We start from the raw sequence: 26,998 nt of genomic DNA, 5'->3' as shown, positions 1-26,998 counted from the left end.
ATGCAGCAGGCTCAAAACGACGGTGTGGTCAGCGCCATGTCACAGGCCCCCGATGCACGGGTGGCCGCCCAGGACCTGGCGCGGCAGCTGCTGCACCCGCACCTGGGTTTCGTGCTGTTCTTCTGTTCCGCCGAATACGACTTGCAAGCCTTGGGCGAAGCGTTGGAGCAGGGCTTTGGCGGTATCCGCCTGGTCGGTTGCACCAGCGCTGGCGAAATCACCCCGCTGGGCTACGGCCGCAATTGCGTCACGGCGGTGGGCTTTGATCACCGGCATTTTTCCATCGCCACCGAGCTCATCGATGAGATGGAGCACTTCAGCCTGATCGACGCGCAGCAGATGGTCGAGCGCCTGGTCGGCACCTGCCGCAGCAACACCCTGGCGCCGATCAAGGGCCACAGCTTTGCCCTGACCCTGCTCGACGGCCTGTCCAGCCGCGAGGAGATGGTGCTCGCCGCGCTCAGCGCGGCACTGGGTGACATCCCGCATTTTGGCGGTTCGGCCGGTGACGACAATTACCTGACCCGTACCCATGTGTATTTCGGTGGCGCGTTCCACAACGGTGCCGCAGTGGTGGTGCTGGTCAACACCTGGCTCGATTTTGAAGTGTTCACCACGCACCACATCCTGCCACGGCAGGAAAAACTGGTGGTAACCGGCGCCGACAGCGCCCAGCGTCGGGTCTTCGAGCTGAATGCCGAGCCTGCTGCCGAGGAGTACGCCCGGCACATCGGCGTGCCGGTGGCTGCGCTCGATTACCGGGTTTTCGCCGCCCATCCGCTGGCCGTGCGCATTCATGACCAGTACTACGTGCGGGCGATCCAGCAAGTGCATCCGGACCTGAGCCTGAGTTTCTACTGCGCAGTGGAAAATGGCATCGTGCTCACCGCCATGGCCCCGGGCCCGCTGTTGCCGAACCTGCACCAGCTGTTCGACGGTTTGCACCAGCGCCTTGGCCCGCCGCTGCTGACCATCGGTTGTGATTGCTTTCTGCGGCGTCTGGAGCTGGAAGCCCATCACGGCCTGGAGCCGGTGGGTGCGTTCTTGCGCGAGCAGCGGGTGATCGGCTTCAACACCTACGGAGAACAGTTCAATGGCATGCATATCAACCAGACCTTCACCGGGGTCGCCATTGCCCGCAACCGGCCTCCTGTCGGGCGCTGAACTGCAAGCAGAGCTCAGCCGGCTGCAGCACGAAAACCACAAGTTGCAGCGGATCAACGGCGCGTTGATTGAACGCATCGAGTCGGGGGTAACGCGGGGCAACGACCCCTATGCGGCGTTCCAGCATTCGGTGGTGCTGGCCGAGCAGGTGCGTGAACGCACCGATGCCCTGAACCAGGCCATGGCTGAGCTCAAGGCCGTCAACCGGCTGCTGAGCGAAGCCCGACAGCGGGCCGAGACCGCCCACCAACACCAGATTCGCCTGATTACCGACAATGTCCCGGCGCTGATCGCTTACCTGAATGCCGATCTGGTCTACGAATTCACCAACAAGGTTTATGAAGAATGGTATTGCTGGCCGCACGGCGTGATGCTGGGCCAGAGCCTGCGCGAGGCCCACAGCGAGCAGCATTACCAGCGCCTGCAAGCCTATGTGGCGCGTGCCTTGGCGGGGGAGAGCGTCACCTTCGAATTTGCCGAAACCAACATCACTGGCCAGGAGCGCTACATGCTGCGCTCCTACGTACCCAACCGCCTGGCCAATGGCGACGTGGTGGGCATCTTCGTATTGATCCGCGACATTACCGAGCGCCGCAATACCGCCCAGGCGCTGCACCAGGCCTATCAACACCTGGAGCAACGGGTGCGCGAACGCACCGCTGAACTGACCAGCCTCAACGACCAGTTGCTGCGTGAGATAGAGGAGCGCAGCCAGGCCGAGTCGCGCCTGCGCGAGGCCAAGCGCGAGGCCGAACAGGCCAACCTGTCGAAAACCAAATTCCTCGCTGCGGTCAGCCACGACCTGCTGCAACCGCTGAATGCGGCGCGGCTGTTCACCAGCGCGCTGCTCGAGCGCCGCGAGCCGCAAGACAGTGCCCACCTCGTTCGAAATGTGAGCAACTCGCTGGAGGATGTAGAGAACCTGCTAGGCACCCTGGTTGATATATCCAAGCTCGATGCCGGCGTGATCAAGGCCGATGTCGCCCCGTTCGCCCTCAGCGAACTGATGGACAACCTGGCTGCCGAATACGCCGAAGTGGCGCGCAGCGAAGGGCTTGAACTGCATTTTGTGGGCTGTTCTGCGGTGGTGCGCAGTGACATCCAGCTGCTGGCGCGGATCCTGCGCAACCTGCTCAGCAATGCCATCCGCTACACCCACAGCGGGCGCGTTGTGTTGGGTTGTCGGCGCCAGCGTGGCGGCCTGCGGATCGAAGTGTGGGACAGCGGTATCGGCATTGCCGAAGAGCACCTGGAAGAAATGTTCCAGGAGTTCAAGCGCGGTGATGTCCAGCGCCCGGACCAGGACCGCGGGTTGGGTTTGGGCCTGGCGATCGTGGAAAAGATCGCCGGCATCCTCGGCCACCGGATCCGGGTGCGTTCATGGCTAGGCAAAGGCTCGGTGTTCGCCGTCGAAGTGCCGCTGAGCGCCACCGCGCCCAAGGCCCAGCCAAGCCCGGTGATCTGCGAGCCGATGCTCGAACGCTTGCGTGGGGCGCGGGTGTGGGTGCTGGATAACGATGCGGCGATCTGCGCCGGCATGCGTACCCTGCTGGAGGGCTGGGGCTGCCAGGTGGTCACGGCGCTGTCGGAGGAAGACCTGGCGCGCCAGGTGGACAATTACCACGCCGAGGCCGATCTGCTGATCGCCGACTACCACCTGGACAACGACTGCAACGGTGTCGACGCCGTGGCGCGGATCAATGCCCGCCGCGCTCAGCCGCTACCGGCGCTGATGATCACCGCCAACTACAGTAACGACCTCAAGCAGCAGATCCGCGAGCTGGGCCATACCCTGATGCACAAACCGGTGCGGCCGATGAAGCTCAAGACGGCGATGAGCCACTTGTTGGCCGGCGGCATGACATAGCCGCTGGCCTTTTCGCAGGCTTCTGTGGGAGCGGGCAAGCCCGCGAATAGGCCGTTACAGGTCAACGCCTCAAGTAATCAGCAAAATCGATATCGCCGGCACTCAGGATTGCCTGCACCCGGTTGTGCACATTGAGCTTGCGCAAGATAGCCGAAACATGCGCCTTGACCGTGGTTTCGGCGATATCCAGCGTATAGGCGATCTGCTTGTTCGATTCGCCCTTGGTCATGCGCTCAAGCACCAGCAGCTGCTTGCGGGTCAGCGCCTGGAGCATTTCCGGCGGGAAGCTCGGGGTATCGTTGTGGCGCCGGCTGGTGCTGCTTTTTTGCGCGCGGATGATGTCCGGTGGCAGGTAGACATTGCCATTGAGGATCTGCTCGATCGCTTCGATCATCTGTGAGCGTGGCGAGGACTTGGTGATGAAGCCCACGGCACCGTAGGTGATGGCCTGCAACACGATCTGCTTTTCCTGCTCGGCTGAAACGATCACTACCGGGGTGGTCGGCGCCTCGTTGCGCAGGGTGATCAGGCCATTGAGGCCGTGCATGCCGGGCATGTTCAGGTCAAGCAGGATCAGGTCGAGGTCATCGTGCGCCTGGGTCAATGCCAGGGCGCTGTCCAGGTCGGCCGTCTCCATGACCTCGCTGCCTTGAAAACCATCGCTGATGACGTTGTGGATGGCTTCGCGAAACAGGGGGTGATCGTCGGCAATCAGAATTTTGTACATGGCCTTTTCACCTTGTTTTTATTGGATGGGCACGCGTTCGCAGGCAAGTGTTTCAGGGGAAGGGCACGGGCTGCGCCGGCTGCAGCGGCAGGTTGGCCTGCTGCCAGGCGTCCACGCCGTCGCGGTACCAGTACAGGTTGTCATAGCCCAGGGCTTTTGCGCGTTTTACCGCGTTCCAGCTTAACCAGCAATCGGAGCGGCAGTAGAAGACCAGCGGTTGCTCCGGGTGCCCGGCAGTGGCTTTTTGCAGGTTACGCACGAAGTAGTCCTGCCAGGCCGGGCTCAGTTCGCCGTCGCCGGTGTTGGCCAGCCACACGCTGCCGGGCAGGTTGCTGTGTGGTTCGTCTTCGATGAAGCGGCCTTGCAGCCATTGCCGGCGGTAGACGTCAACCAGCACCGGCCTGGGCGTCTGGGCCAGCAGGCGTTGCAGCGTGGCGGTGTCGATGACCTGGCCACCTTCGACCTGTTGCGGGGTCGGGCTGCGATAGAGGGTGGCGCGGTAGCCTTCGGCGGAGAACAGCGGCGTGGTGTCGGCGTGGGCGACGCTCAGCGACAGGCTCAGCGAAAGGGCAGCCAACAAAGGGCGCAGGGCACGTGGCATGGTTTTGTCCTTTTTGTTATAGGCCCATTACATGCCAGTGGCGGTGCGTTGTGAATGCGACGATTAGACAGCAAAGGCAGTACTAAAGTAGTAGCTGGCGGACCGACGATATTCCCGATTTGCTAATTTTTTTCATGCTGGAGCAGTCCCTGTGGGAGCGGGTTCACCCGCGACACCGGCATAGCCGGTGCCATACACCGCGTCGCCTTCTTCGCGGGTAAACCCGCTCCCACAGGCGCCTCGCTCAGCCAATGGATTGCGACCCGTCAGCGGGGCTTGCGCAGCGCCGCATGCTGGGGGTTGAAGGTGAGTATCGCCAGCAGGGTAAACAAGGCGGTCAACCCCAGGCACACCGCCAGCGCCAGCAGGTTCAGCCGCTCATAAAGCGCAAACCGCACCAGTTCCACGGCATGGGTAAACGGGTTCACAGCACACAGCCAGTACAACCACTGGCTGGCCTCGCGCATCTTCCACAGCGGGTACAACGCCGAAGACAGGAAAAACAGCGGAAAAATCACGAAATTCATCACCCCGGCAAAATTCTCCAGTTGGCGGATCGCGTTCGACAGCAACAGGCCCAAGGCGCTGAGCATGAACGCCACCAGCAGCATTGCCGGCAGCGCCAGCAGCAAGCCCGCAGCCGGTGGCTGCACGCCGTAGAGCCAGGCGATGGCGAGGAAGGCATAGACTTGCAGCAGGGAAATCAACGAAGTCGCCAACAGCTTGCTGCCCAGCAGGAAAGGCCGCGGCAATGGGCTGGTCAAGAGCACGCGCATGCTGCCCATCTCGCGGTCATAGACCATCGACAGCGAGCCCTGCATGCCGTTGAACAGCAGAATCATGCAGGCCAGGCCCGGAATGATGTACACCTCGTAAGGGATATAGGTGTCGTAGGGCTCGATGATTGCAATGCCCAGCGCCGCGCGAAACCCGGCGGCGAACACCAGCAACCACAGCAGCGGGCGCACCAGGGCACTGAGCAGGCGCGTGCGCTGCAACACGAAGCGCAGCCATTCGCGCAGCATGATGCCGTTGAAACATTGCCAGTAAGCGTTCATCGGGCGTCGGCTCCTGAGTGGGCGTTGGTCAGCCTGGCAAAGGCGTTGTCGAGGTCGCCGCCGTGCTCCAGGCTCAGCGCATCGGCGGTGCCACTGGCTACCAGGCGGCCCTGATGCAGAATCAGCAAGTCATCGCTGGGCTGCACTTCATCCAGCAGGTGGGTGGTCCACAGCACACTGAGCTGCTGCTCGCGGCACAGCCCGCGCAGGTGCTGGTTGAGCGCCAGTCGGCTGGCAGGGTCAAGGCCGACGCTGGCTTCGTCGAGCAGCAGCAGGCGCGGCTCATGCAGCAGCGCGCGGGCAATTTCCACCCGGCGCCGATGGCCGATGTTCAGCTCGCGTACACGATCGCGCCTGCGTTCGCCAAGGCCCTGGCGGGCCAGTTCGGCTTCCACCCGCCGGTCGCTCTGGCGCCGCGACAGGCCATGCAGCGCGGCGTGGTAGCGCAGGTTCTGTTCAACGCTCAGGTCCAGGTCCAGGGTGCTTTGCTGAAACACCACGCCCAACTGGCGCAACGCCGGGCGTGCAGCGTTGCGCAGTGAGCAGCCGCTCACGCGGATGTCGCCGTGCTGCAGGTCGTAGAGGCGGGTAAGCAGGGCGATCAAGGTCGACTTGCCGGCGCCATTGGGGCCCAGCAGCGCGGCGAAGCGCCCGGGCGCCAGGCTGAAACCCACCTGCTTGAGGGCTTCGCGCTGGCCGTAGGCGAAGCTCACATCACTGACGTCCAGGGCGTTCATGGTGTTACCACCACGCCCCAGGGGTAGCGCCCGACCTTCACCGACTTGAGCACTTTGAGGGATTTCGCGTCGATCACCGAAACGTCGCCGCTGACCCCGTTGGTGGCCAGCAACTGGCGCTGGTCCGGGGTGAATGCCAGCTGCCAGACCCGCCGCCCGACCAGCAGGTAGTCGAGTACCTCGTAAGTCTTGGCATCAATCACCGCCACATGGTTGGCCGGGCCCAGGGCGACGAAGGCGTACTTGCCATCGGCGCTGAGCTTGATGCCCACCGGCTGGACCTTGTCCGGGTGAACGCCCTTGATCTGGAAGTTCAGGGTTTTCAGCACTTGTCGGGTGGCCACGTCGAGGATGGTCACCGTGCCACCGATTTCCGCCGACGCCCACAGCCGCGAACCGTCCTTGTCGAACTCGACGAAACGCGGCCGCTGGTCGACCAGGGTGCTGTCGGCCAGGGTCTGGGTGCTGGTGTCGATCCAGTGCAGCATGTTGGTGGTTTCACTGGTGTTGACGGCCCACTTGCCATCGGGGCTCACCGCCATGCCTTCGGGTTCGATACCGACGTCGATCTGCCCGAGCACCTTGTCGGTGACGGTGTCGATCACCGTCACCAGCGCATCGTCCTCGTTGGACACGTACAGCCAGCGGTCGTTGGGGTGCAGGGCGAACTGCTCGGGGTCTTTACCAGAGGGCAGCTCCTTGATGATCTTGCGGGTGGCCACGTCCATCACCTGCACCCGGTCCGAATCGCTGGCGCAGATGTACAGCAGCTTGTTGTCGTGTGACAGCAGCAGGCCGCGCGGGCGCTGGCCCACCGGCAAGGTTTCGGTGACTTCCAGCGTTTGCATGTCGATCAGGCTGAGGCTGTTGTCCTTCTCGTTGGAGACCCAGGCAGTGGCGGCCATGGCGTGCCCGCAGGCAAGCGCCAAAGCGCCCGACAGCAGGCTGGGGTAAAGCAGGGCCCGGTGGAAGAGGGGGCGGCGCATGGCGAATTCCTTATTGTTGTGGTTATCGGGTCAGGGGTAGCTGCAGGTCACTTCGGGCTTGTCGTAGCCCAGGCTGTCCATTTCGTTGAAAGGGTGCAGGAAGCCCTCCTGCGGCGAAGTGCTGACCAGGGCGCGCGGCTGCACCAGCGGGATTGGCTGGCGCAGTTCGCCATTCCACGGGCGGTAGCTGAGCTTGCGGCCCTTGAAACCATCCAGTGGCAACTGTTCGCTGAGCAGCAGTTGTTGTAGCGCGCGGGGTTCGGCCTGGCGCAGCTTGCTGGCTGCGCTGGCAATGCTGCGCACGGCCATCCAGGCGGCAAAGTCGCGGTCATTCATCCAGCGCCCGGCCTGGGCTTCGAAGCGTTTTTGCAGCTGCGCTGCGCCAAAGGTTTCCACGGTCTTGTGCCAGCCGGTGGGGGTCAGGCCCTGGGTGCCGGCCACGGGGCGGGGGTACCAGGTCTGGTAGGGCAAATACTCGCCAAAGTCGCCGCGCTCGTCGGCCACCAGCACCACGTCGTATTCGGCGGTTTGGGTGAACAGCGGCATGTCGGCCTGGGCGCTGCGGCGCTGGTCGTTGTCGAAGGTCCAGGTCTTCTCCGCTACCAATTGCACGCCAAAGCGCTTCACCGAACGGCGCAGGGCGGCGGCGTAGGCATGGTCGTCTTCGGTCTGGCCCACCACCAGCAGCGCCCGCTGCCACTTGCGCAGCACCAGAAATTGCACCAGCGCGTCGGCCAGCATGGCCCGCCCCGGCAGGCTGTGCAGCACATTGCCCAGGCACTGGTTGCTGCGCAGGCTGTCGTCGGGGCTGCCGGCGTTGAACAACAGGCTGTCGGGCAGCGCGGCAGACAAAGCGCGCAGGCTGGCGGCCGGGGCATTCACCACAAACAGCCGCAGGCCTTGGTCGTGCTGTGCCTTTGCCGCCTGCAGCAGCGCCTCGGGGCTGTCGACCGTGGCGTTGCTCAGCTGGAACTGCTGCTTCAGGAAGCGCCCGGTGCTGTTACTGTCGACAATCGCCAGCTCGGCACCTTGCCGCCCGGCGTCGGCAGGCTCAGAAATGACATTGGACAGCAGCGGGCCGGGGTCGGGCCGATAGCCCAGGTAGCCGATGCGCACTTGCAGTGGTGCTGCGGGTTGGCCCTGAGCGGCGGGCGCCAGTGGCGCAGACAGCGTCGCGGCCAGGGCCAGCAGGCAGGTCAGGGCAAGGTGGGCAGGCTGGCGCATAACACACTCCACGGCAGATGGCGCCAGCATAGGAAGCCCGCCGGGAGGAGGAAATATGCAGAAAGTAGCGCTAGCCCGGTACCAAGGTAGTAATTCGGCGCGGGTGCTGCGGCTTTAGGATGGGGAGCACGATGGGCCACGACGCCCCGAGGAGAATCGCCTGTGCGCCTTGTCAACCTGTCGGCCCTGTGGCGGATCAACCTGTGGGTCACGTTCTGTTTCGCTTTGGTGGCGCTGGCCTGTGCCGGCGTGTTGTTGCACCAGGCGGTTGCTGACGTAGAGCGTGAGTTGCAGTCTGCCGAAGCGGTGGTGGCGTACCTCGGTGACACTGCCGAACACGACCCGGCAAGCCTGCAACCCCGGCTGACCCAGAGCCTGCGCCATGTGCGGGTGCACTGGCTGGCGCCGGGTGAAGCGCCGCGGTTACCGCCGCAAACCGGGCTGGATGCCTGGCTGGGCCACCAGCTGTTTGGCGAGCGCCCCAGCAGCAGTCGGCTGCTGGCGCTGAATGACGGGCGCAGGGTGTTGATTGCGGTCGATCCGCGGGATGAGATCGACGAAGTCTGGGACTCTCTGCAGCAACTGCTTGGCCTGTGTGGCCTGGCCTTGCTGTTGAGCTTGCTGACCATTCGCTGGGCGGTACGGCGGGCCATGGGCCTGCTGGATGAGCTGCTGTGCGCCTTGCGCCAGGTTTCGGGCGGGCAGTTGACTGCGCGCTTGCGCGAGGCGGGGCTGCCGGAGGCGCGCCAGTTGGCAGCTTACTTCAACCATATGACCGCGACGCTGGAGCAGGCCCGGGGCGACAATGCGCAGCTGACCCAGGCACTGCTGGCGGCACAGGAGCAAGAGCGTACCCAGCTGGCGCAGGCGCTGCACGACGACCTGGGGCAATACCTGGCAGGTATTCGTGCCCAGCTCTGTCTGTTGCGTGTGGTGGCCGAGCAACCTGCGGTGGTGACACAGACGGCGCACGACCTCGAACTCAATTGCGAGCGCCTCCAGCAAGGATTTCGCGCCCTGGTGCACAACCTGTATCCGGTGGCGCTGCACTACATGCCGCTGGCTGAGGCGTTCGGCCTGCTGGTGAGCCAGTGGCAGGCCAGCCAGGGCATCGAGTGCCGGCTGCGGGTTGGCGAGCACTTGCCGGCGCTGCCCGGGGCGAGCAGAACGCACCTGTACCGCTTGCTGCAAGAGGCACTGACCAACGTCGCCCGGCATGCCGGCGCCAGCCAGGTGCGAGTGCGCCTGCAGCGCAGTGCCAAGGGTTTGCGCCTGTTCATTCGCGACAATGGCCGCGGCGCGCACCCGCCCCAGCGCCCAGGGGTAGGTCTGCATTCGATGGCCGAGCGCGCCCGTAGCCTTGGGGGGGAGCTGCGTATCTTGAGCCGCCCGGGTGGCGGCTGGGCGCTGGCCCTGAACATCCCCAAGGAGGTGTAATGAATATCGTATTGGTCGATGACCATGCCGTGGTTCGCCAGGGCTATGCCAGCCTGCTGCGGACTGTATTACCGACGGTGCAGGTGCGTGAGGCCGCCAGTGGTGAAGAGGCCTTGGCCCGGGTGCAGGAGCAAGTGCCGAACCTGGTGATCATGGACTTTGGCCTGCCGGGTATCAGCGGCCTGGAAACCACCCGCCGCCTGCGTCAGCGCTTGCCGCAGCTGAGGGTGCTGTTTTTCAGCATGCACGACGAGTTGCCGCTGGTGCGACAGGCGCTGGAAGCCGGGGCCTCGGGCTACCTGACCAAGAACTCGGCGCCCGAGGTGTTGATCGAGGCGGTGCAGCGGGTGTTGGCCGGGCATGCCTACATCGAACAGCCCTTGGCTACGCAGTTGGCGTGCACGTCACAGCAAAGCACCAGTGACCCGCGCTTGCAGCGCATGACCCAGCGTGAACTGGAGATTTTCACGATGCTGGCCAAGGGTACGCCGATGCGGGTGATTGCCGAGCAGCTGTGCATCAGCGCCAAGACTGTGTCCAATCATTTGACCTTGCTCAAGAGCAAGTTGCAGGTCAGTTCGCATGCCGAGCTGGTGCACCTGGGCATCAACCTGGGGGTGGTGCGGGTGGCGGGGTGAGGTGTGTCAGCTGCGCTTGCCGGGGCCGCAAAGCGGCCCCTGCTAACTGAACTTATTTGTCCCATGTATCCGGGCATCCCTTGCACCCCTCCATGTTCGCCTCCTGGAAATTTCCGTAATGCTGCCGCGCCCCGCGCAAATCGGCACGCGCAAGGTTGCTCTGGCCAAACTTGGCCTCTTGCAGGTTGGCATCGCTCAGGTTGGCCCCTTGCAAATCAGCCTTGCTCAGCCAGGCCATCTCCAGGTCCGCCGCCTGCAAGTTGGCCTGCTGCAGCTTCGCCCCGGACAGCCTGGCGAACTGCAAGTAGGCTGCACTGAGGTCGGCCTTTGCAAACTGTGCCCCTTGGGCGAACAAGCCCCAGCCCTGAATGGCCACCAGCTTGCTGTTGCTCAGGTCAGCCACACGCAGGTTGCTCTGTTGCAGGCTGGCACGGGTCAGGTTGGCGCCCTGCAGGCGGGCTTTTTCCAGGTTGGCCAGGTCCAGCCGGGCATGGCGCAGGTCGGCATCACGCAGGTCGGCACCGGCCAGGTTCATCTTGCGCAGGTCCTGGTTGGCCAGCTTGGCGCCGCGCAGGTTGGCCCCCGGGCACTGGCTGGCTTCGGCAATGACGCAGCCGTTGATGGTCAAGGGGGCATCGTTGCCCTCGTCGTCGGCACTCCCGGCCAAGGCAGGGGACAGTATCAACAGCAAGGCAAATGGCAGGTAGTTCATGGTGAAAGGCTCTCAGTTGGAACAGGGCAGTTGTGGGGCGGACCTGAATGCATTCGGGATAAGCGTTATGGGGCCGCGTTGCGACCCATCGCCGGCAAGCCAGCTCCCACAGGGACTGCACAGCCCTTGAGATCTGCACCGTAGTGTGGGAGCTGGCTTGCCGGCGATGGGCTGCAAAGCAGCCCCGGTAACGCTTTACCTCAGGCAGTCAGCGCTGCGCAGTCTTGTTGTCCCAGCTCGGGATCTTGAACACCCAGAACGAACCACCCTGAGCCACCGGCTTGGTCAGCTCGGCCATGTCGCCGCCCCACAGCGGCACGGCGCCGCCGTAGCCCACGGTCACGCCGATGTACTGCTCGCCGTCCTGCTCCCAGGTGATAGGCGGCGAGACGATGCCGCTGCCGGTCTGGAACTTCCACAGCTCCTTGCCCGTCTTGGCGTCGAAGGCCTTGAAGAAGCCGTCGCCCGTGCCGGTGAACACCAGGTTGCCCTTGGTTGCCAGTACGCCCGCCCACAGCGGCAGGTGCTCCCTGTGCTCCCACACCAGCTTGCCGGTGGTCGGGTCCATGGCGCGCAAGGTGCCGACATGGTCGTCGTACATGCGCTTGATACGGAAGCCCATGCCCAGGTACGCCGAACCCTTCTTGTAGTTCACCTCCTCGGTCCAGTATTCCTCTTTCCACTGGTTGCCGGGGATGTAGAACAGCCCGGTGTCCTGGCTGTAGGCCATCGGGTTCCAGTTCTTGCCACCCAGGAACGGTGGCGAGACTTCCACCGGCTTGCCCTTGGTTTCACCCGGCAGCGGCTTGTCCGGGCGTTGGCCGGGGTTTTCCACCGGGCGGCCGGTCTTCAGGTCGATATGGCTGGCCCAGGTGATGTTGTCGACGAAGGGGAAGGCGTTCTGCAGCTTGCCGTTGTTGCGGTCGACCACATAGAAGAAGCCGTTGCGGTCGGCGTGGGCGGTGGCCTTGACCACGTTGCCGTCCTTGTCCTTGTAGTCGAACAGCACCAGCTCGTTGTTGCCGGAGAAGTCCCAGGCATCGTTGGGGGTGTGCTGGTAGAACCACTTGACCTCGCCGGTACTCGGGTCGACGCCGACCTGGCCGGAGGTGTACAGGCTGTCGAAGTCATGCGGGTTGCCGTCCTTCGACGTGCGCGCCCAGGTATTCCAGGGGCCAGGGTTGCCAGCGCCGACAATGATGGTGTTGGTTTCGGGGTCGAAGCTCGCGCTTTGCCAAGGGGCGCCGCCGCCGTGGCTCCAGGCTTCGACCTTGCCGGTTTCGGTGGTTGGGTCGTCTGGCCAGGATGGCGCCTTGACGTCGCCGGTGGGGGTGCTGTCCTTGCCGTTCAGGCGGCCCATGTGGCCCTCGACGAAGGGCCGCATCCACACTTCTTCACCGGTGTCCGGGTCGCGGGCGAACAACTGGCCGACCACGCCGAATTCATCGCCCGAGCTGCCATGGATCAGCAGCACCTTGCCGCTGGTCTTGTCTTTGATCAGCACCGGGGCGCCGGTCATGGTGTAGCCGGCGCTGTGGTCGCCGAACTTCTTGTTCCACACGACTTTGCCAGTGTGCTTGTCGAGGGCGATGAGCCGCGCGTCCAGGGTGCCGAAGTAGATCTTGTCGCCGAAGATGGCCGCCCCGCGGTTGACCACGTCGCAGCACGGGCGAATGTTGTCGGGCAGGCGGTGGTTGTAGGTCCACAGGCGTTTGCCGGTCTTGGCATCAAGGGCAAACACCCGCGAGTACGAGCCGGTGACGTAGACCACGCCGTCGCTGACGATGGCCTGGGATTCCTGGCCGCGCTGCTTCTCGTCGCCGAAGGAGTACGACCAGGCCGGAGTCAGCTTGAACACGTTCTGGTCATTGACCTGGGCCAGCGGGCTCCAGCGCTGGGCATTGGTGCCCATGCCGTACTGCAGCACGTCCTTGGTGGTCAGGTGGTCGTTGGCGATGTCTTCCCAGGTGACGCTCTTGCCGGCAGGTGCCGCAGGTGCAGTGGCCGCTGTTGCCACATTGCCCAGGGCCAGGCCACCGGCCAGTAGCAGGACGCGCACGCTCAGGGCCAGAGGGGAAAGGGCGGGTAGCGATCTTATTGTCATGGTTGCAGTTCCCAGTGGAGGTTTTGGCCTGCACAGGGTGGGGCGGGGGCGCTGTCGCGGGATACGGAAAAAATCCCGCCCTTGCCGGGAATAGTTCCCGAACGGCACCTCAATTGGCCCTTCGCCACAAGCCCTACTACCAAGGGAGTAAGGCCCGGCCACCAAAGCAGCATTCGACCATTCGCAAGCTGTTTCTAAGATGGCGGCACGGCCTCTGTGGTTGAGGCTTTGCGTGCAATGGTGAGGGCATAACAATGACAACAAAACGCAATGTGTTGCTTGCTGCAGGGCTGCTGGCTGCAGCGGTGCTGACCAGTACCGCTTTTGCCCATGGCAACGTGGTGCCCCAGGCGGTGGAGACCAAGGGCCTGACCCCGATCAAGGACGCCGGTGTAAGCCTGGACGGCGACGGCTGGGCGGCAGTAAACCCTTACCGCAGCTCGCCCGAGCACGACAAGGCCGTGGAAATCGGCGCCTCGGCCTACAACCAGAATTGCGCTGCCTGCCATGGCCTGGAGGCCAAGTCCGGCGGTATCGCCCCCGACCTGCGCATGCTCGATGCCGGTGACGCCGGGGATGAATGGTTTGTCGAACGGGTACGCCATGGCGCGGTCCGCGATGGCCGTGTGTACATGCCGAAGATGGCCGATTACCTCAGCCAGGAAGCCCTGTGGGCGGTGCGCACCTACCTGGACAGCGTGCACGTCGAGGAGTGACGGCCATGCGTCTGTTTGCCGTGTGGCTTTGTAGCCTGCTGCTGTGGTGCGCGACGGCCCAGGCGCAGGTGCGCAACTACGACGCGATCATCGCCGCTGGCGAACTGAAGGTGGCGGTGTACAAGGATTTCGCGCCCTACAGTTTCGAGGACCACGGCAAGCCCCGGGGTGTCGATGTGGAGCTGGCGCAGGCGCTGGCCACCGCCTTGGGAGTGCGCTTGCAACTGATCTGGGCGCCGGCCGGGGAAAAACTCGACGATGACCTGCGCGATTACATCTGGCGTGGCAGCCCGCTGCGCCACCAGCAGTTGGCCGACCTGATGATGAGGGTGCCCTACGACCACGCCTACGCGCAAAGACGCAACGAACTGGGCGAGCTGGAAAACGCCCAGGTGGTGATGTTCGGCCCTTATCAGCAAGAGCGCTGGCAGGTGGCCTACGACCAGCGTCGTCTGAAGTCGGTGGGCAGTGTGGCGGTGTTCCAGCAGCACCCGATCGGTGTCGAGGTGGACAGCGTGCCTTCGTTCTACCTGACTTCTGTGTTCAACGGCATGCTCAGTGCCAAAACCCATCATTACCCCGGTGTACAGCAGGCGTTCAGCGCCATGCAGGCTGGCCAGGTGGACGCGGTGATGGCGATGCGTGGCGAAGTTGACTGGCAGCTGCACCAGGCCGCCGACCCGCAATTGGCCCTGGCGGAAAACGCCTACCCCAACCTGGGCAAGCAGGCCTGGGAAATCGGCATGGCCGTCCATGAAAGCAACCGTCAGCTGGCCTATGCCGTGGAGGAGACCCTTGAGGCGATGATCCGCGATGGCCGGCTCAAGGCGATGTATGCAGCTTACGGCCTGCGCTACGAGGTTCCCGAGATGTATCAGTAACAAATTGCCCAGGCCCGCGGATTCGCGCAGGCAACACATCACCCTGTGGGAGCGGGTTTACCCGCGAACACCGGCGAAGCCGGTGCCATGCACCGCGTCGGATTCTTCGCGGGTGAACCCGCTCCCACAGTGGCCTTGGTACCCCTGAAGATCCTGTGTTGATCCATGGGAGCGGATCATGAACTTGAAAGCGACTTTCCTGCTGGCCTGCTGCATACCCTGGTCAGCCCAGGCTGCCACCCCAGCCCCGCAGACGGACCCGGTGCCCTCGGTGATGTGGGACTTCTACCACAAGCAGTTGCTGGGCCAGGCCGCGTTCGTCTTCGATGACCGGGTCAAGCTGCTGGCGCCGCCCTTTGCCGAGGACGCACGGCAGGTGCCGTTGGAGATCGACGCCCGGGCATTCGCTGGCGAGGTGGTGCGGATAATCGCCTGGGCCGAACTCAACCCGTTGCCGCGCATTGTCGACTTTCAGCCCGGCGAGCGCGTGTTGCCCTGGTTGTCGATCCGCATCCGCATCGAACAGGCCACGCCGCTGCGCGCCGCCGTGCTGACACGCGACGGCCTGTGGCACGTCGGCTCGACCCTGATCGATGCCGCCGGCGGCGGCTGTACCGCGCCCAGCGTGGTGCGCACGCAGCCTGGCTGGGAAGAACACCTCGGTGAAGTGCTGGGCGGGCGCTACCCGCGTGGCGACAGCAGCCGCTTGCGCCTGCAGGTGGCCCATCCGATGGACAACGGCCTGGTCAGCGGTATTCCCGAGTTCTTCCTAAACCATGCCGAGTTGCAGGACGCGAACGGCCAGCGCCTGGCCAGGCTCGAGCTGTACCCGGCGGTCAGCGAAAACCCCAGCCTGGGCTTCGATATCCAGGGCGCCGGGCCGACCCGGCTGCTGTTGCAGGACAACAGCGGCAACCAGTTCGAAGCGGCAGTGCCCTGAGCCCATTGCCCGATTTCACCCCTGACCAGAGGCGCTCTTCATGCGTTGGATGATGCTGTTGCTGCTGTGCCTGGGGCTGCCGGCCCAGGCAGACCTGGACTATCGGCTTGCGCCCCGGCAGATAGCGGAGGGCACCTGGCTACTGGAGGGCAGCACTGACAACTTCGGCAAGGCCAATGGCGGTAATATCGTCAATACCGCGTTCATTGTCACCGACAGCGGTGTGGTGGTGATCGACAGCGGGCCATCGAAGCGTTACGGCGACGCGTTACGCCAGGCGATTGCCGCCACCACCGACAAGCCGGTGCTGGAGGTGCTGCTGACCCATCATCACCCTGACCATGTACTGGGCAACCAGGCCTTTGCCGATGTGCCTATTGGCGCCTTGGCCGGTACCGGCGACTTGCTGCGCCAGCAGGGCGAGGCCATGGCCGAGAACATGTACCGCCTGGTCGGCGACTGGATGCGCGGCACCGAAGTGGTGCTGCCTACCCAGGTGCTGCAGCCGGGTATCCACGAGGTGGGCGGGCACCGCCTGCGATTGCTGGAGCTAGGCGGGCATACCGGCGCCGACCTGGCGATTCTGGATGAGAAGACCGGCGTACTGTTCGCTGGCGATCTGGTTTTCTACGAGCGTGCCTTGACCACCCCCAACAGCCCGGGGCTGGAGGTGTGGCAGAAGGACCTGGACACCCTGCAAGCCTTGCCCTGGAAGCTGCTTGTGCCCGGGCACGGGCCGGTGGCCAGCGATGCCCGGCCGTTTGCGCAGGTGCGTGATTACCTGGGCTGGCTGGATGGCCTGATGCGCGACGGCGCGGCGCGTGGCGACGACATGGCCGAGATGATCCGCAGCCCCATCCCTGAACGCTTTGCCGGGATCACCCTGACCCGTCATGAGCTGATTCGCAGTGTCAGCCATCTGTATCCCCGCTACGAACGCCAACAACTCCAGCGGGTCGACGCCAACCCCTGACGCTATCCCCAAGGGATCGCGCTTGTCTTGGGGACGCAGCCCTGTACCAAGGAACTAGAAAACTCCGCACAGCGGGCAATTGTTGGCGAACTGGCGGCAACCAAGAATTCCCGGCACACCGGGAAATTTTCCCGGGCACAACAAAAAAACCAAAGGTAGCCGTCATGACCCGATCCCCGCGTCGCCCCATGTTCGCCGTGAGCCTGGTGCTCAGCGCCATGCTGCTTGCCGGTGCAGCCCACGCCGCTGTCAGCAATGAAGAAATCCTCCAGGACCCGAAGAACCCGCAGCAGATCGTGACCAATGGCTTGGGTGTGCAGGGCCAGCGCTACAGCCCGCTGGACCTGCTCAATGCCAACAACGTCAAGGAACTGCGGCCGGTCTGGGCGTTCTCCTTCGGTGGTGAAAAACAACGCGGCCAGCAGGCCCAGCCGCTGATCAAGGATGGGGTGATGTACCTGACCGGTTCCTACTCGCGGGTGTTCGCCGTGGATGCGCGCACCGGCAAGAAACTGTGGCAATACGATGCACGCCTGCCGGATGACATCCGCCCCTGCTGCGACGTGATCAACCGCGGCGTGGCGCTGTACGGCGACCTGGTGTTCTTCGGCACCCTGGACGCCAAACTGGTGGCCCTGAACAAGGACACCGGCAAGGTGGTCTGGAGCAAGAAAGTGGCCGACCACAAGGAAGGTTATTCCATCAGCGCCGCGCCCATGATCGTCAACGGCAAGCTGATCACCGGCGTCGCCGGTGGCGAGTTCGGCGTGGTGGGCAAGATCCAGGCCTACAACCCGGAAAACGGCGAGCTGCTGTGGATGCGACCCACCGTGGAAGGGCACATGGGCTACGTGTACAAGGACGGCAAGGCCATCGAAAACGGTATTTCCGGCGGCGAGGCGGGCAAGACCTGGCCCGGGGACCTGTGGAAGACCGGCGGCGCTGCGCCCTGGCTGGGCGGTTACTACGACCCGGAAACCAACCTGATCCTGTTCGGGACCGGCAACCCGGCACCGTGGAACTCGCACCTGCGCCCCGGAGACAACCTGTATTCCTCGTCGCGCCTGGCGCTGAACCCTGACGACGGCACCATCAAGTGGCACTTCCAGAGCACGCCGCATGACGGCTGGGACTTCGACGGCGTCAACGAACTGATCTCGTTCAACTACAAGGATGGCGGCAAGGAGGTCAAGGCCGCTGCCACGGCCGACCGCAACGGCTTCTTCTACGTGCTGGACCGCACCAACGGCAAGTTCATTCGCGGCTTCCCCTTCGTCGACAAGATCACCTGGGCCACCGGCCTGGACAAGGACGGCCGGCCGATCTACAACGACGCCAGCCGCCCAGGCGCACCCGGCAGCGAAGCCAAGGGCAGTTCGGTGTTCGTCGCCCCGGCGTTCCTCGGCGCCAAGAACTGGATGCCGATGGCCTATAACAAGGACACCGGGCTGTTCTACGTGCCCTCCAACGAGTGGGGCATGGACATCTGGAACGAAGGCATCGCCTACAAGAAAGGCGCGGCGTTCCTCGGCGCCGGCTTCACCATCAAACCGCTCAACGAAGACTACATCGGCGTGCTGCGTGCCATCGACCCGATCAGTGGCAAGGAAGTGTGGCGGCACAAGAACTACGCGCCGCTGTGGGGCGGGGTGCTGACCACCAAGGGCAACCTGGTGTTCACCGGCACGCCGGAAGGCTTCCTGCAGGCCTTCAACGCCAAGACCGGCGACAAGGTCTGGGAATTCCAGACCGGCTCCGGCGTGCTTGGCTCGCCCGTGACCTGGGAAATGGACGGCGAGCAATACGTGTCGGTGGTCTCCGGCTGGGGCGGCGCGGTACCGCTGTGGGGTGGCGAAGTGGCCAAGCGGGTCAAGGACTTCAACCAGGGCGGCATGCTCTGGACCTTCAAGCTCCCCAAGCAGCTGCAGCAAACGGCAAGCGCCAAGCCGTAAAGCAGTGGGCCTGAGGCAAGCGGCCCTACTACCAAATGACGAGAGCCCCGCTGCCAACGATGGATTCGCCTGGCACGCGGGGCTTTTTACCATCGGTCCATCGCCTGTCGTGGGACAGGCATCGACCCGCAGAGGCTCAGCATGATCTACGCACAACCCGGAACCCCAGGCGCCGTCGTATCCTTCAAGCCACGTTATGGCAACTTCATCAATGGCGAGTTCGTGCAACCGTTGGCTGGCCAGTACTTCACCAACAGCTCGCCGGTCAATGGCCAGCCGATTGCCGAATTCCCGCGTTCCACTGCCCAGGACGTCGACCGCGCCCTGGACGCCGCACACGCAGCCGCCGAAGCCTGGGGCAAGACCTCGGTGCAAGACCGCGCCCTGCTGCTACTGAAGATTGCCGACCGTATCGAACAGAACCTGGAAGTGCTGGCCGTCACCGAAAGCTGGGACAACGGCAAGGCGGTGCGCGAAACGCTTAATGCCGATGTGCCGCTGGCAGCGGACCACTTCCGCTATTTTGCCGGTTGCATCCGTGCCCAGGAGGGCGGCGCGGCCGAAATCAACGAAGGCACCGTGGCTTATCACATCCATGAGCCGCTGGGCGTGGTCGGGCAGATCATCCCCTGGAACTTCCCGTTGCTGATGGCCGCCTGGAAGCTTGCCCCGGCCCTGGCCGCCGGCAACTGTGTAGTGCTCAAGCCGGCCGAGCAGACGCCACTGTCGATCACCATTTTTGCCGAGCTGGTCGCCGACCTGCTGCCGGCGGGCGTGTTGAACATCGTCCAGGGCTTTGGCCGTGAGGCCGGCGAGGCGTTGGCCACCAGCAAGCGCATCGCCAAGATCGCCTTCACCGGCTCCACCCCGGTGGGTTCGCACATCATAAAATGCGCGGCCGAGAACATCATCCCGTCCACCGTCGAACTGGGCGGCAAGTCGCCGAATATCTTCTTCGAAGACATCATGCAGGCCGAGCCCGCGTTCATCGAGAAGGCCGCCGAGGGCCTGGTGCTGGCGTTCTTCAACCAGGGCGAGGTGTGCACCTGTCCGTCAAGGGCACTGATCCAGGAATCGATCTACGAGCCATTCATGGCCGAGGTGATGAAGAAGATCGCCAAGATAACGCGGGGCAACCCGCTGGACACCGATACCATGGTTGGCGCCCAGGCTTCGGAGCAGCAATACGACAAGATTCTGTCCTATCTGCAGATTGCCAAGGAGGAGGGCGCGCAGCTGCTCACCGGCGGCGGTGCCGAGCGGCTGCAGGGCGACCTGGGCAGCGGTTACTACATCCAGCCGACCCTGCTCAAAGGCAACAACACGATGCGTGTGTTCCAGGAAGAAATCTTCGGCCCGGTGGTGGGCGTGACCACCTTCAAGGACGAAGCCGAAGCGCTGGCGATTGCCAACGACACGGAGTTTGGCCTGGGCGCCGGCCTGTGGACCCGCGACATCAACCGCGCCTACCGGATGGGCCGCGGCATCAAGGCCGGCCGCGTGTGGACCAACTGCTACCACCTGTACCCGGCCCATGCAGCGTTTGGCGGCTACAAGAAGTCTGGCGTGGGCCGTGAGACCCACAAGATGATGCTCGACCACTACCAGCAGACCAAGAACCTGTTGGTAAGCTACGACATCAACCCGCTGGGCTTCTTCTAGACCGCAGCGCGGCCTTTTCGCGGGCTCGCCCGCGAAGAGGCCGGCGCAGGAAACGAAATCCCCTACCAACGCATCCCGCAAGTTCCTTCCAAAGTAGCATTCGGCCCTGGCGCCCCCCGTGCATTAATGCATCTACCGGACTCCCCGGCACAAGAAGAGGACTGCCCATGTGGAATAAACCTGCCTTTACCGACCTGCGCATCGGCTTTGAAGTGACGATGTATTTCGCCAACCGTTGATGTGCCACCCGGCCATCACTACGGTGGCCGGTTCCTCTGACTGCCCGTGGCTGAGCCAGTGCTGCTCATTGGTCTGGTTGCTTTCGCTGCGGGATGCTTTACGCTGGCGGTTACCTTCCAGAACAATAAGAACAGGCTTGCCAATGAGCCAGAGTTTCAGCCCGCTTCGCAAGTTCGTATCGCCTGAAATCATCTTTGGTGCCGGCTGCCGGCATAACGTCGCCAATTACGCGAAAACCTTCGGTGCCCGCAAGGTGCTGGTGGTCAGCGACCCGGGCGTGATCGCCGCCGGCTGGGTGGCGGACGTGGAGGCCAGCTTGCAGGCCCAGGGCATCGATTACTGCCTGTATACCGCCGTGTCGCCCAACCCGCGGGTCGAAGAGGTGATGCTGGGTGCCGAGATCTATCGGCAGAACCACTGCGATGTGATCGTCGCCGTCGGCGGCGGCAGCCCGATGGATTGCGGCAAGGCCATCGGTATCGTGGTGGCCCACGGGCGCAGCATCCTCGAATTCGAAGGCGTGGACATGATCCGCGTGCCCAGCCCGCCGCTGATCCTGATCCCGACCACGGCCGGCACCTCGGCGGACGTTTCGCAGTTCGTGATCATCTCCAACCAGCAGGAACGCATGAAGTTCTCCATCGTCAGCAAGGCGGTGGTGCCGGACGTGTCGCTGATCGACCCGCAAACTACCCTGAGCATGGACCCGTTCCTGTCGGCCTGCACCGGTATCGATGCGCTGGTGCATGCCATTGAAGCCTTTGTTTCCACCGGCCACGGCCCGCTGACCGACCCCCATGCGCTGGAAGCCATGCGCCTGATCAACGGCAACCTGGTGGAGATGATCGCCAACCCCACCGATATCGCCCTGCGCGAGAAGATCATGCTGGGCAGCATGCAGGCGGGGCTGGCGTTCTCCAACGCGATTCTGGGCGCGGTTCACGCCATGTCCCACAGCCTGGGCGGCTTCCTCGACTTGCCCCATGGCTTGTGCAACGCGGTGCTGGTGGAGCACGTGGTGGCGTTCAACTACAGCTCGGCGCCAGAGCGCTTCAAGGTGATTGCCGAGGTGTTCGGTATTGATTGCCGCGGCCTCAACCACCGGCAGATCTGCGGGCGCCTGGTGGAGCACCTGATTGCCCTGAAGCACGCCATCGGCTTCCATGAAACCCTGGGCCTGCATGGGGTGCGCACCGCGGACATTCCGTTCCTGTCGCAACATGCGATGGATGACCCGTGCATCCTCACCAACCCCCGTGCGTCGAGCCAGCGTGATGTCGAGGTCGTTTATGGCGAGGCCCTCTGACGAGCAGCAGCGGGCACTGGCCGGGCTGTTGGGGCTGGGCGACCACTCGGCACGCAAAAGCCATTACCCGGAGCTTTCCGCCCGCCTGGACGAGCTGGAGGCCGAGCGCAACCGCTACAAGTGGCTGTTCGAAAATGCCGTGCACGGGATTTTCCAGGCTAGCCTGCAGGACGGCATGCGTGCCGCCAATCCGGCGCTGGCGCGCATGCTGGGCTACGACGACCCGCAAGCGGTGCTGTTTTCCCTGACGGACCTGGCCGCCAACCTGTTCGACGGCGGTGCCGAGGAGTTGCAGGCGATTACCGCGATCCTCGCCCGTGAGCGCAGCCTGCACGGCTATGAAACCCGCTTGCGGCGCAAGGACGGCAGCCACCTCGATGTGCTGATGAACCTGCTGCTCAAGCCCGGGCAGGAGGGGCTGGTGGAGGGTTTTGTCGCCGACATCACCGAACGCAAGCTGGCCCAGCAACGCCTGCAACAGCTCAATGACGAGCTGGAGCAACGGGTTGCTGCGCGTACCGATGAATTGCTGGAGGCCCGCGATGCTGCAGAAGCTGCCAACCGCAGCAAGGACAAATACCTGGCCGCCGCCAGCCATGACCTGCTGCAACCGCTGAACGCCGCCCGCCTGCTGATCTCCACCTTGCGCGAGCGGCCATTGCCAGAGGCCGAGCACGTGCTGGTGGAGCGTACCCACCAGGCCCTTGAGGGCGCCGAAGACTTGCTGACCGACCTGCTGGACATTTCCCGGCTCGACCAGGCAGCGGTGAAGCCGGACGTGGCCGTGTACCGCCTCGACGAGTTGTTCGCACCACTGGTCTCGGAGTTCCGCTCGGTGGCCGATGCGGAAGGCCTCAAGCTGCATGCGCGCATCCCGGACTGTGCCATCAGCACTGACCTGCGGCTGATGACACGTATCCTGCGCAACTTCCTCAGCAACGCCTGCCGCTACACCGACGAAGGCCGGATCTTGCTGGGGGCAAGGCGCCGGGGTGGTCATTTGCGGCTGGAAGTGTGGGATACCGGGCGGGGTATTGCCGAAGACCGGTTACAGGCGATCTTTCTTGAGTTCAACCAACTGGATGTCGGCCGCGCAGCGGACCGCAAGGGCGTGGGGCTGGGGTTGGCCATCGTCGAGCGGATTGCCAAGATTCTCGGCTACCGGATTGAGGTACGTTCGTGGCCGGGGCGTGGCTCGGTGTTCAGCATCGAGGTTCCGCTGGGTAAAGAGGTGCCGCTGGCCGCTCACCAGGCCGTGCCGTTGCCAAGCGTCGGCAACCCGCTACCGGGCCGCCGCCTGTTGGTACTGGACAATGAAGTGAGCATCCTCGAGAGCATGGGCGCGCTGCTTGGGCAGTGGGGCTGCGAAGTGGTGACCGCGACCGACCAGGCAGGTGCCTTGCTGGCCTTGCAGGGGCAGGCCCCGGAACTGATCCTGGCCGACTACCACCTGGACCATGGCGTGGTGGGTTGCGAGGTGGTCAGGTATTTGCGTGAGCATTTTGCGGTTGCCATACCGGCGGTGATCATCACCGCCGACCGCAGCGATCAATGCCGGCGGGGCTTGCAGAAACTGGGGGCGCCGCTTTTGAACAAACCGGTCAAGCCTGGGAAATTGCGCGCTGTATTGAGCCAGTTGCTGCAGGAGCATTGATTGTACGGAGTCTTTGGGGCTGCTGCGCAGCCCATCGCCGGCAAGCCGGGCTCCCACAAGTAACGTGTCATGGCTGAGTTTTGCGCCGCACCTGTGGGAGCCCGGCTTGCCGGCGATGGGCCGCAAAGCGGCCCCGATCGCTGATTTTCCTTTCTTGCAAGCGAGTGAAACCACGCAGCCGCAGTGGCTGCGTGGCAGAACAGGGGAGGGTCATTTCAGCCGAACAGGGCGACGATGGCCGGCACGCTGAGCACGGGCCGACGAACGTGGCGATCACCGCCTCGTGGCTGATGCGCCGGGACACGAACGAGGCGGCGCGGTGGGCGAAGTTCATCGAGAAGGGGTAGGCGATCAGGATGGCGATCACGACCGCCAGCATGCCGTAGGCGAGGAACTCGCTTGCGCTGAGCGAGCCCACCACCTCACCGAGGATTACCGTCATTGCGACCGGGCTGAACACGAAGGTGGCACTGGACACCGTGGCGGTGGCCAAGGTCCAGCCGGCCTGGCGGCGGTCCAGTACCTTCAACGGGTTGGGGAACCATCCACCCCAGCCGTTGACGTCTGGCGACAGGGCAAAGGTGCGTCGCTCGCTGCGCTTTATCCGCGCCCAGTTCTGCGCTGAAGGTGGCGGCGCTCGACCAGTTGCGCCGGTCGCTGTACATCGGCGATTTTTCCAAATCGGTGTCGGCGGCCTTGCGGGTGGGTTACATCGCGGGCAGCAAGGAGGCCATCGACGAGTTGGCCGAGGCCGAAGTGTTCTGCCGACCGGAACAGAGCCTGTACCTGTGGGCGCGTTTCCCCGGGATCGAAGATACAGCCGTGCTGACCCGTGAAGTGCAGGGCAGGGGGGTAATGCTGGCGCCGGGGGCGATCTTCCAGACCAACCAGAAGGCCGTGACACCCTGGACCCTGCTGAACGTGGCCTTTCTGCAAGAGCCGGTGTTTGCCCAGTGCATCCGCGCCTGATGCTGTCTTCCGGTCCGCACTGGCCCCCGTGTAGGAGCGGTCTTGTGCCGCGAAGGGCTGCAAAGCAGCCCCAGGGTTTCGAGACAGATGCATAAATCGCCGGGGCTGCTTTGCAGCCCTTCGCGGCACAAGGCCGCTCCTACAGGTCTGTGCAGGCTTCTTTCACGAGCCAGTCGATCAACACCTGCAGGCGTTTGGGCATCGGGTCATGATGCGGGTAGACCAGGTAATAGCCATAGTTGGGGGTGTCGACGAAACCACCGAACGGCAAAACCAGCTCACCTCGTGCAATGCGATCCTTGACCAGCTGTTCGCGGCCAATGGCGATGCCTACGTGATTCAGCGCGGCGAGCGTGCACAGGTCGGAGCGATCGAATGTGAGGAATCGGCGCGGGAGGCTGATACCCGCACCTGTGGTGCTGGCCCAGAGCTGCCATTCTGCATCGAATGCAGCGTTGTCCCAGGCCGCCACGTCATGCAAGGCAGTGCAGTGATCCAGCGGGTGCAGGTCACCGGTCAGTGCATGGGTTTCTGCGTAACGGGGGGAGCACACCGGGGCGATCCGCTCGTCCATCAAGTGGATGCTCTGCAACCCCGGATGATGGCCATCCGAATAACACAGGACCAGGTCGATCTTGCGTGTGCGGTAATCGATGCTCTCGTTGCCCACCCTGATATCCAGCTGGATATCAGGGTAGCGGGCGGTGAACTGCGCCAGCCGCGGCACCAGCCAGCATTGTGCGACTGACGGGCGCACATACAACGTCAACTGGCCGGCGATTTCGGCGTGAGCACGTTCCTGCACGGCCTCGCTTAACTCATCCATGGTCCGTTGCATGACCGCGAACAGGCGCTCGCCGTCTTCGGTGAGGCTGACCTTGCGCGGCATGCGGTGGAACAGCTTGAGCGCCAGCTCATCTTCCAGGCGATTGATGCGATGGCTCACGGCACTGGCGGTCAGGCACAGCTCATCGGCGGCGCGCGAGAAGCTCAAGTGCCGTGCCGCCACCAGAAAGACATGCAGGCTGCCCAGGTGCGAGCCATTGAGTTTCACGGCGCCGCCTGCACGCTACGCCCTTTCGCCAGATAGGCATTGAATTCATCGTTCGGCACCATGCTGCCACCCGTCCCCCAGACGAGGTGGGTAGCCTGCTGCAGCTGGGTTGGGGTGAAGCCCTGGCGAGCCAGGTACTCGCCTGCTTGCAGCACCCGCAGCATACCGGGTACGCCGGCCAGGGCAGAGGGTTCCAGTTTGACCTTGTCCTGCTCATGGGCGATGACCATCAAGCGGTACAGTTCTTCGTCGGTCACGGTGTAGTAACCATCGATCAGGCGCTGCATGGCTTTGCCGACAAACCCTGATGGGCGCCCGACCGCGAGGCCGTCGGCGGCGGTGATGTTGTCGATGCCGAAGTCCTGCACGCTGGTTTCATCGTGCAGGCCGGTATAGACACCCAGCAGCATGCAGGGGGAATGGGTAGGTTCGGCGAAGATGCAGTGCACCGCATCGCCGAATACCAGCTTCAGCCCGAACGCAACACCGCCTGGGCCGCCCCCTACGCCGCACGGCAGGTACACGAACAATGGATGATCTGCGTTTACCTGGATGCCCGCCTGGTCGAATTGCCGCGCCAACCGTTCGGCGGCCACGGCATAGCCGAGAAACAGCTGCGGGGAGTTTTCGTCGTCGACAAAGTAACAGCTGGGGTCTGATGCCGCCTGCTGGCGGCCTTGCTCGACCGCCACGCTGTAGTCGGAGGCGTGTTCGACCACCGTGACGCCGTTGGCCCGCAGCTTGTCCTTCTTCCATTGCCTGGCGTCCGATGACATGTGCACGCTCACCTGGAAGCCCAGCTTGGCGCTCATGATGCCAATCGACAGCCCCAGGTTGCCGGTCGAGCCCACTGCGATCTTGTACTGGCTGAAGAATGCGCGGGCCTGGTCGCTCGCCAGTTTGGTGTAGTCATCCGTGTGCGTGATCAAGCCGGCCGCCAGGGCCAGGTCCTCGGCGTGCTTGAGCACTTCATGGATGCCGCCCCGGGCTTTGATGGAGCCGGAGATAGGCAAGTCGCTGTCCGCCTTGAGCCACAGGCTGCCCACGTTCTGCAGCGATCCCTCCCGGACAAGCAGCTGGCGCAGCTGTGGCAGCGGGGTAATGTGCGACTCGATGACCCCGCCGGCCGCTGCCGTCTCGGGGAACACGGTGGCCAGGTAGGGCGCGAACCGCTGCAGCCGCGCGCTGGTGGCTTGCACGTCGGCCGCCGTCAGGCCCACGTCGCGCAGGGCTTCTGCAGCCTTGGCGATACCAGGGTTGAACCAGCTGGTTGGCTTCAGGGCCACCAGCTCGGCGATGATCGGGTGGCTTTGTTGCCAGGCTTCCAGGGTTTTTCCGTGAATCATGATTTCACCTAATAGCAGTACAGCACCCAATTGAAGTGCAGTAGCCCGTG

23 protein-coding genes and 2 pseudogenes are annotated in these 26,998 nt (G+C 63.9%); 14 read left to right on the top strand and 11 right to left on the bottom strand.

All coding sequences use genetic code 11. From position 1 onward, the window contains the following. Nucleotides 1–1,164, top strand: a complete 1,164-nt coding sequence (gene nosP, locus PP4_RS15975; protein WP_016500234.1) for a nitric oxide-sensing protein NosP — start codon at nucleotides 1–3, stop codon at nucleotides 1,162–1,164. After that, complete coding sequence (locus PP4_RS15970) at nucleotides 1,133–3,031, top strand: PAS domain-containing hybrid sensor histidine kinase/response regulator (protein ID WP_016500233.1); 1,899 nt, start codon at nucleotides 1,133–1,135, stop codon at nucleotides 3,029–3,031. Before nosP ends, PP4_RS15970 begins: the two co-directional genes overlap by 32 nt. A gap of 61 nt (nucleotides 3,032–3,092) precedes the next feature. Here the strand turns inward: PP4_RS15970 and PP4_RS15965 are convergent, their stop codons facing one another. From PP4_RS15965 to PP4_RS15940, 6 genes are all read right to left on the bottom strand, one after another. Then, nucleotides 3,093–3,758, bottom strand: a complete 666-nt coding sequence (locus PP4_RS15965; RefSeq protein WP_016500232.1) for a response regulator transcription factor — start codon at nucleotides 3,756–3,758, stop codon at nucleotides 3,093–3,095. A gap of 52 nt (nucleotides 3,759–3,810) precedes the next feature. Beyond that, entirely contained in the window at nucleotides 3,811–4,359 is a 549-nt protein-coding gene (locus tag PP4_RS15960; RefSeq protein ID WP_016500231.1) for a PQQ-dependent catabolism-associated CXXCW motif protein, read from the bottom strand. Between the two features lie 266 nt (nucleotides 4,360–4,625). Further along, nucleotides 4,626–5,417, bottom strand: a complete 792-nt coding sequence (locus PP4_RS15955) for an ABC transporter permease (RefSeq protein ID WP_016500230.1) — start codon at nucleotides 5,415–5,417, stop codon at nucleotides 4,626–4,628. Continuing rightward, nucleotides 5,414–6,154 carry an ABC transporter ATP-binding protein gene (locus tag PP4_RS15950; protein WP_016500229.1) on the bottom strand — a complete coding sequence of 247 codons (741 nt, stop codon included), beginning with the start codon at nucleotides 6,152–6,154 and terminating at the stop codon, nucleotides 5,414–5,416. Before PP4_RS15950 ends, PP4_RS15955 begins: the two co-directional genes overlap by 4 nt. Then, nucleotides 6,151–7,140 (bottom strand): YVTN family beta-propeller repeat protein, encoded by a 990-nt coding sequence (locus PP4_RS15945; protein ID WP_016500228.1) that lies wholly within the window; start codon nucleotides 7,138–7,140, stop codon nucleotides 6,151–6,153. The genes PP4_RS15950 and PP4_RS15945 overlap by 4 nt, the downstream gene beginning before the upstream one ends. Nucleotides 7,141–7,170: 30 nt before the next feature. After that, nucleotides 7,171–8,364, bottom strand: a complete 1,194-nt coding sequence (locus tag PP4_RS15940) for an ABC transporter substrate-binding protein (RefSeq protein WP_016500227.1) — start codon at nucleotides 8,362–8,364, stop codon at nucleotides 7,171–7,173. 162 nt (nucleotides 8,365–8,526) lie between these two features. Between PP4_RS15940 and PP4_RS15935 the strand changes: the two genes are divergently transcribed. Further along, a complete protein-coding gene (locus PP4_RS15935) occupies nucleotides 8,527–9,801 on the top strand; it encodes a HAMP domain-containing sensor histidine kinase (protein ID WP_016500226.1) in 1,275 nt (424 codons plus the stop codon). Continuing rightward, nucleotides 9,801–10,439 (top strand): response regulator transcription factor, encoded by a 639-nt coding sequence (locus PP4_RS15930; RefSeq protein WP_016500225.1) that lies wholly within the window; start codon nucleotides 9,801–9,803, stop codon nucleotides 10,437–10,439. Before PP4_RS15935 ends, PP4_RS15930 begins: the two co-directional genes overlap by 1 nt. Before the next feature lie 52 nt (nucleotides 10,440–10,491). On the opposite strand, the gene PP4_RS15925 is transcribed toward PP4_RS15930, so the two are convergent. Further along, nucleotides 10,492–11,151: a pentapeptide repeat-containing protein gene (locus PP4_RS15925; RefSeq protein ID WP_016500224.1), complete on the bottom strand. Its 660-nt coding sequence runs from the start codon at nucleotides 11,149–11,151 to the stop codon at nucleotides 10,492–10,494. A gap of 208 nt (nucleotides 11,152–11,359) precedes the next feature. Next, on the bottom strand, nucleotides 11,360–13,255 hold the full coding sequence (gene exaA, locus PP4_RS15920) for a quinoprotein ethanol dehydrogenase (protein ID WP_016500223.1): 1,896 nt from the start codon (nucleotides 13,253–13,255) through the stop codon (nucleotides 11,360–11,362). Between the two features lie 254 nt (nucleotides 13,256–13,509). Here exaA and pedF point away from each other — a divergent pair, with 254 nt between their 5' ends. The 9 genes from pedF (at nucleotide 13,510) to PP4_RS15880 (ending at nucleotide 23,579) form a co-directional block, all read left to right on the top strand. Next, a complete protein-coding gene (gene pedF, locus PP4_RS15915; protein WP_016500222.1) occupies nucleotides 13,510–13,971 on the top strand; it encodes a cytochrome c-550 PedF in 462 nt (153 codons plus the stop codon). A gap of 5 nt (nucleotides 13,972–13,976) precedes the next feature. Continuing rightward, on the top strand, nucleotides 13,977–14,852 hold the full coding sequence (locus tag PP4_RS15910) for a substrate-binding periplasmic protein (protein WP_016500221.1): 876 nt from the start codon (nucleotides 13,977–13,979) through the stop codon (nucleotides 14,850–14,852). 178 nt (nucleotides 14,853–15,030) lie between these two features. Then, nucleotides 15,031–15,792, top strand: a complete 762-nt coding sequence (locus PP4_RS15905; RefSeq protein ID WP_016500220.1) for a quinoprotein dehydrogenase-associated SoxYZ-like carrier — start codon at nucleotides 15,031–15,033, stop codon at nucleotides 15,790–15,792. 40 nt (nucleotides 15,793–15,832) lie between these two features. Continuing rightward, nucleotides 15,833–16,765, top strand: coding sequence for a quinoprotein relay system zinc metallohydrolase 1 (locus PP4_RS15900; protein WP_016500219.1), 933 nt, complete (start codon nucleotides 15,833–15,835; stop codon nucleotides 16,763–16,765). A gap of 164 nt (nucleotides 16,766–16,929) precedes the next feature. Next, on the top strand, nucleotides 16,930–18,717 hold the full coding sequence (pedH, locus tag PP4_RS15895; protein WP_016500218.1) for a PQQ-dependent alcohol dehydrogenase PedH: 1,788 nt from the start codon (nucleotides 16,930–16,932) through the stop codon (nucleotides 18,715–18,717). A 141-nt stretch (nucleotides 18,718–18,858) separates the two neighbouring features. Then, nucleotides 18,859–20,379 carry an acetaldehyde dehydrogenase ExaC gene (gene exaC, locus PP4_RS15890; RefSeq protein WP_016500217.1) on the top strand — a complete coding sequence of 507 codons (1,521 nt, stop codon included), beginning with the start codon at nucleotides 18,859–18,861 and terminating at the stop codon, nucleotides 20,377–20,379. 167 nt (nucleotides 20,380–20,546) lie between these two features. Further along, nucleotides 20,547–20,618: a pyrroloquinoline quinone precursor peptide PqqA gene (pqqA, locus tag PP4_RS28070; RefSeq protein WP_010455123.1), complete on the top strand. Its 72-nt coding sequence runs from the start codon at nucleotides 20,547–20,549 to the stop codon at nucleotides 20,616–20,618. A gap of 143 nt (nucleotides 20,619–20,761) precedes the next feature. Continuing rightward, nucleotides 20,762–21,925 (top strand): alcohol dehydrogenase-like regulatory protein ErcA, encoded by a 1,164-nt coding sequence (gene ercA, locus PP4_RS15885; RefSeq protein ID WP_016500216.1) that lies wholly within the window; start codon nucleotides 20,762–20,764, stop codon nucleotides 21,923–21,925. Then, nucleotides 21,909–23,579: a PAS domain-containing hybrid sensor histidine kinase/response regulator gene (locus PP4_RS15880; RefSeq protein ID WP_016500215.1), complete on the top strand. Its 1,671-nt coding sequence runs from the start codon at nucleotides 21,909–21,911 to the stop codon at nucleotides 23,577–23,579. Before ercA ends, PP4_RS15880 begins: the two co-directional genes overlap by 17 nt. A gap of 256 nt (nucleotides 23,580–23,835) precedes the next feature. Here PP4_RS15880 and PP4_RS28065 read toward each other — a convergent pair. Beyond that, nucleotides 23,836–24,189, bottom strand: a pseudogene (locus PP4_RS28065) (tripartite tricarboxylate transporter permease); the annotation flags it as partial. Between PP4_RS28065 and PP4_RS15870 the strand changes: the two are divergent. Beyond that, nucleotides 24,189–24,548, top strand: a pseudogene (locus PP4_RS15870) (PLP-dependent aminotransferase family protein); the annotation flags it as partial. The pseudogenes PP4_RS28065 and PP4_RS15870 sit on opposite strands and share 1 nt — an antisense overlap. A 139-nt stretch (nucleotides 24,549–24,687) precedes the next feature. Here the strand turns inward: PP4_RS15870 and dsdC are convergent. Together dsdC and PP4_RS15860 are read right to left on the bottom strand one after the other, a co-directional pair. Beyond that, nucleotides 24,688–25,602, bottom strand: coding sequence for a DNA-binding transcriptional regulator DsdC (gene dsdC, locus PP4_RS15865; RefSeq protein ID WP_016500212.1), 915 nt, complete (start codon nucleotides 25,600–25,602; stop codon nucleotides 24,688–24,690). After that, nucleotides 25,599–26,948 (bottom strand): D-serine ammonia-lyase, encoded by a 1,350-nt coding sequence (locus tag PP4_RS15860; protein ID WP_016500211.1) that lies wholly within the window; start codon nucleotides 26,946–26,948, stop codon nucleotides 25,599–25,601. Before PP4_RS15860 ends, dsdC begins: the two co-directional genes overlap by 4 nt. Between the last annotated feature and the right edge of the window lie 50 nt (nucleotides 26,949–26,998).

This window comes from Pseudomonas putida NBRC 14164, from assembly GCF_000412675.1.
In the GTDB taxonomy this organism is placed as follows: Bacteria; Pseudomonadota; Gammaproteobacteria; order Pseudomonadales; family Pseudomonadaceae; genus Aquipseudomonas; species Aquipseudomonas putida.
Note: the sequence above shows the minus strand (reverse complement) of the source record. Positions and strands in the feature narration are given on the sequence as shown.

Bases quoted from the DNA above. Each gene is read 5' to 3' on its own strand.
- nosP (WP_016500234.1), top strand. From the start codon at position 1: ATGCAGCAGGCTCAAAACGACGGTGTGGTCAGCGCCATGTCACAGGCC.
- PP4_RS15965 (WP_016500232.1), bottom strand. From the start codon at position 3,758: ATGTACAAAATTCTGATTGCCGACGATCACCCCCTGTTTCGCGAAGCC.
- PP4_RS15960 (WP_016500231.1), bottom strand. From the start codon at position 4,359: ATGCCACGTGCCCTGCGCCCTTTGTTGGCTGCCCTTTCGCTGAGCCTG.
- PP4_RS15955 (WP_016500230.1), bottom strand. From the start codon at position 5,417: ATGAACGCTTACTGGCAATGTTTCAACGGCATCATGCTGCGCGAATGG.
- PP4_RS15950 (WP_016500229.1), bottom strand. From the start codon at position 6,154: ATGAACGCCCTGGACGTCAGTGATGTGAGCTTCGCCTACGGCCAGCGC.
- PP4_RS15945 (WP_016500228.1), bottom strand. From the start codon at position 7,140: ATGCGCCGCCCCCTCTTCCACCGGGCCCTGCTTTACCCCAGCCTGCTG.
- PP4_RS15940 (WP_016500227.1), bottom strand. From the start codon at position 8,364: ATGCGCCAGCCTGCCCACCTTGCCCTGACCTGCCTGCTGGCCCTGGCC.
- PP4_RS15930 (WP_016500225.1), top strand. From the start codon at position 9,801: ATGAATATCGTATTGGTCGATGACCATGCCGTGGTTCGCCAGGGCTAT.
- PP4_RS15925 (WP_016500224.1), bottom strand. From the start codon at position 11,151: ATGAACTACCTGCCATTTGCCTTGCTGTTGATACTGTCCCCTGCCTTG.
- exaA (WP_016500223.1), bottom strand. From the start codon at position 13,255: ATGACAATAAGATCGCTACCCGCCCTTTCCCCTCTGGCCCTGAGCGTG.
- pedF (WP_016500222.1), top strand. From the start codon at position 13,510: ATGACAACAAAACGCAATGTGTTGCTTGCTGCAGGGCTGCTGGCTGCA.
- PP4_RS15910 (WP_016500221.1), top strand. From the start codon at position 13,977: ATGCGTCTGTTTGCCGTGTGGCTTTGTAGCCTGCTGCTGTGGTGCGCG.
- PP4_RS15905 (WP_016500220.1), top strand. From the start codon at position 15,031: ATGAACTTGAAAGCGACTTTCCTGCTGGCCTGCTGCATACCCTGGTCA.
- PP4_RS15900 (WP_016500219.1), top strand. From the start codon at position 15,833: ATGCGTTGGATGATGCTGTTGCTGCTGTGCCTGGGGCTGCCGGCCCAG.
- pedH (WP_016500218.1), top strand. From the start codon at position 16,930: ATGACCCGATCCCCGCGTCGCCCCATGTTCGCCGTGAGCCTGGTGCTC.
- exaC (WP_016500217.1), top strand. From the start codon at position 18,859: ATGATCTACGCACAACCCGGAACCCCAGGCGCCGTCGTATCCTTCAAG.
- ercA (WP_016500216.1), top strand. From the start codon at position 20,762: ATGAGCCAGAGTTTCAGCCCGCTTCGCAAGTTCGTATCGCCTGAAATC.
- PP4_RS15880 (WP_016500215.1), top strand. From the start codon at position 21,909: ATGGCGAGGCCCTCTGACGAGCAGCAGCGGGCACTGGCCGGGCTGTTG.
- PP4_RS15860 (WP_016500211.1), bottom strand. From the start codon at position 26,948: ATGATTCACGGAAAAACCCTGGAAGCCTGGCAACAAAGCCACCCGATC.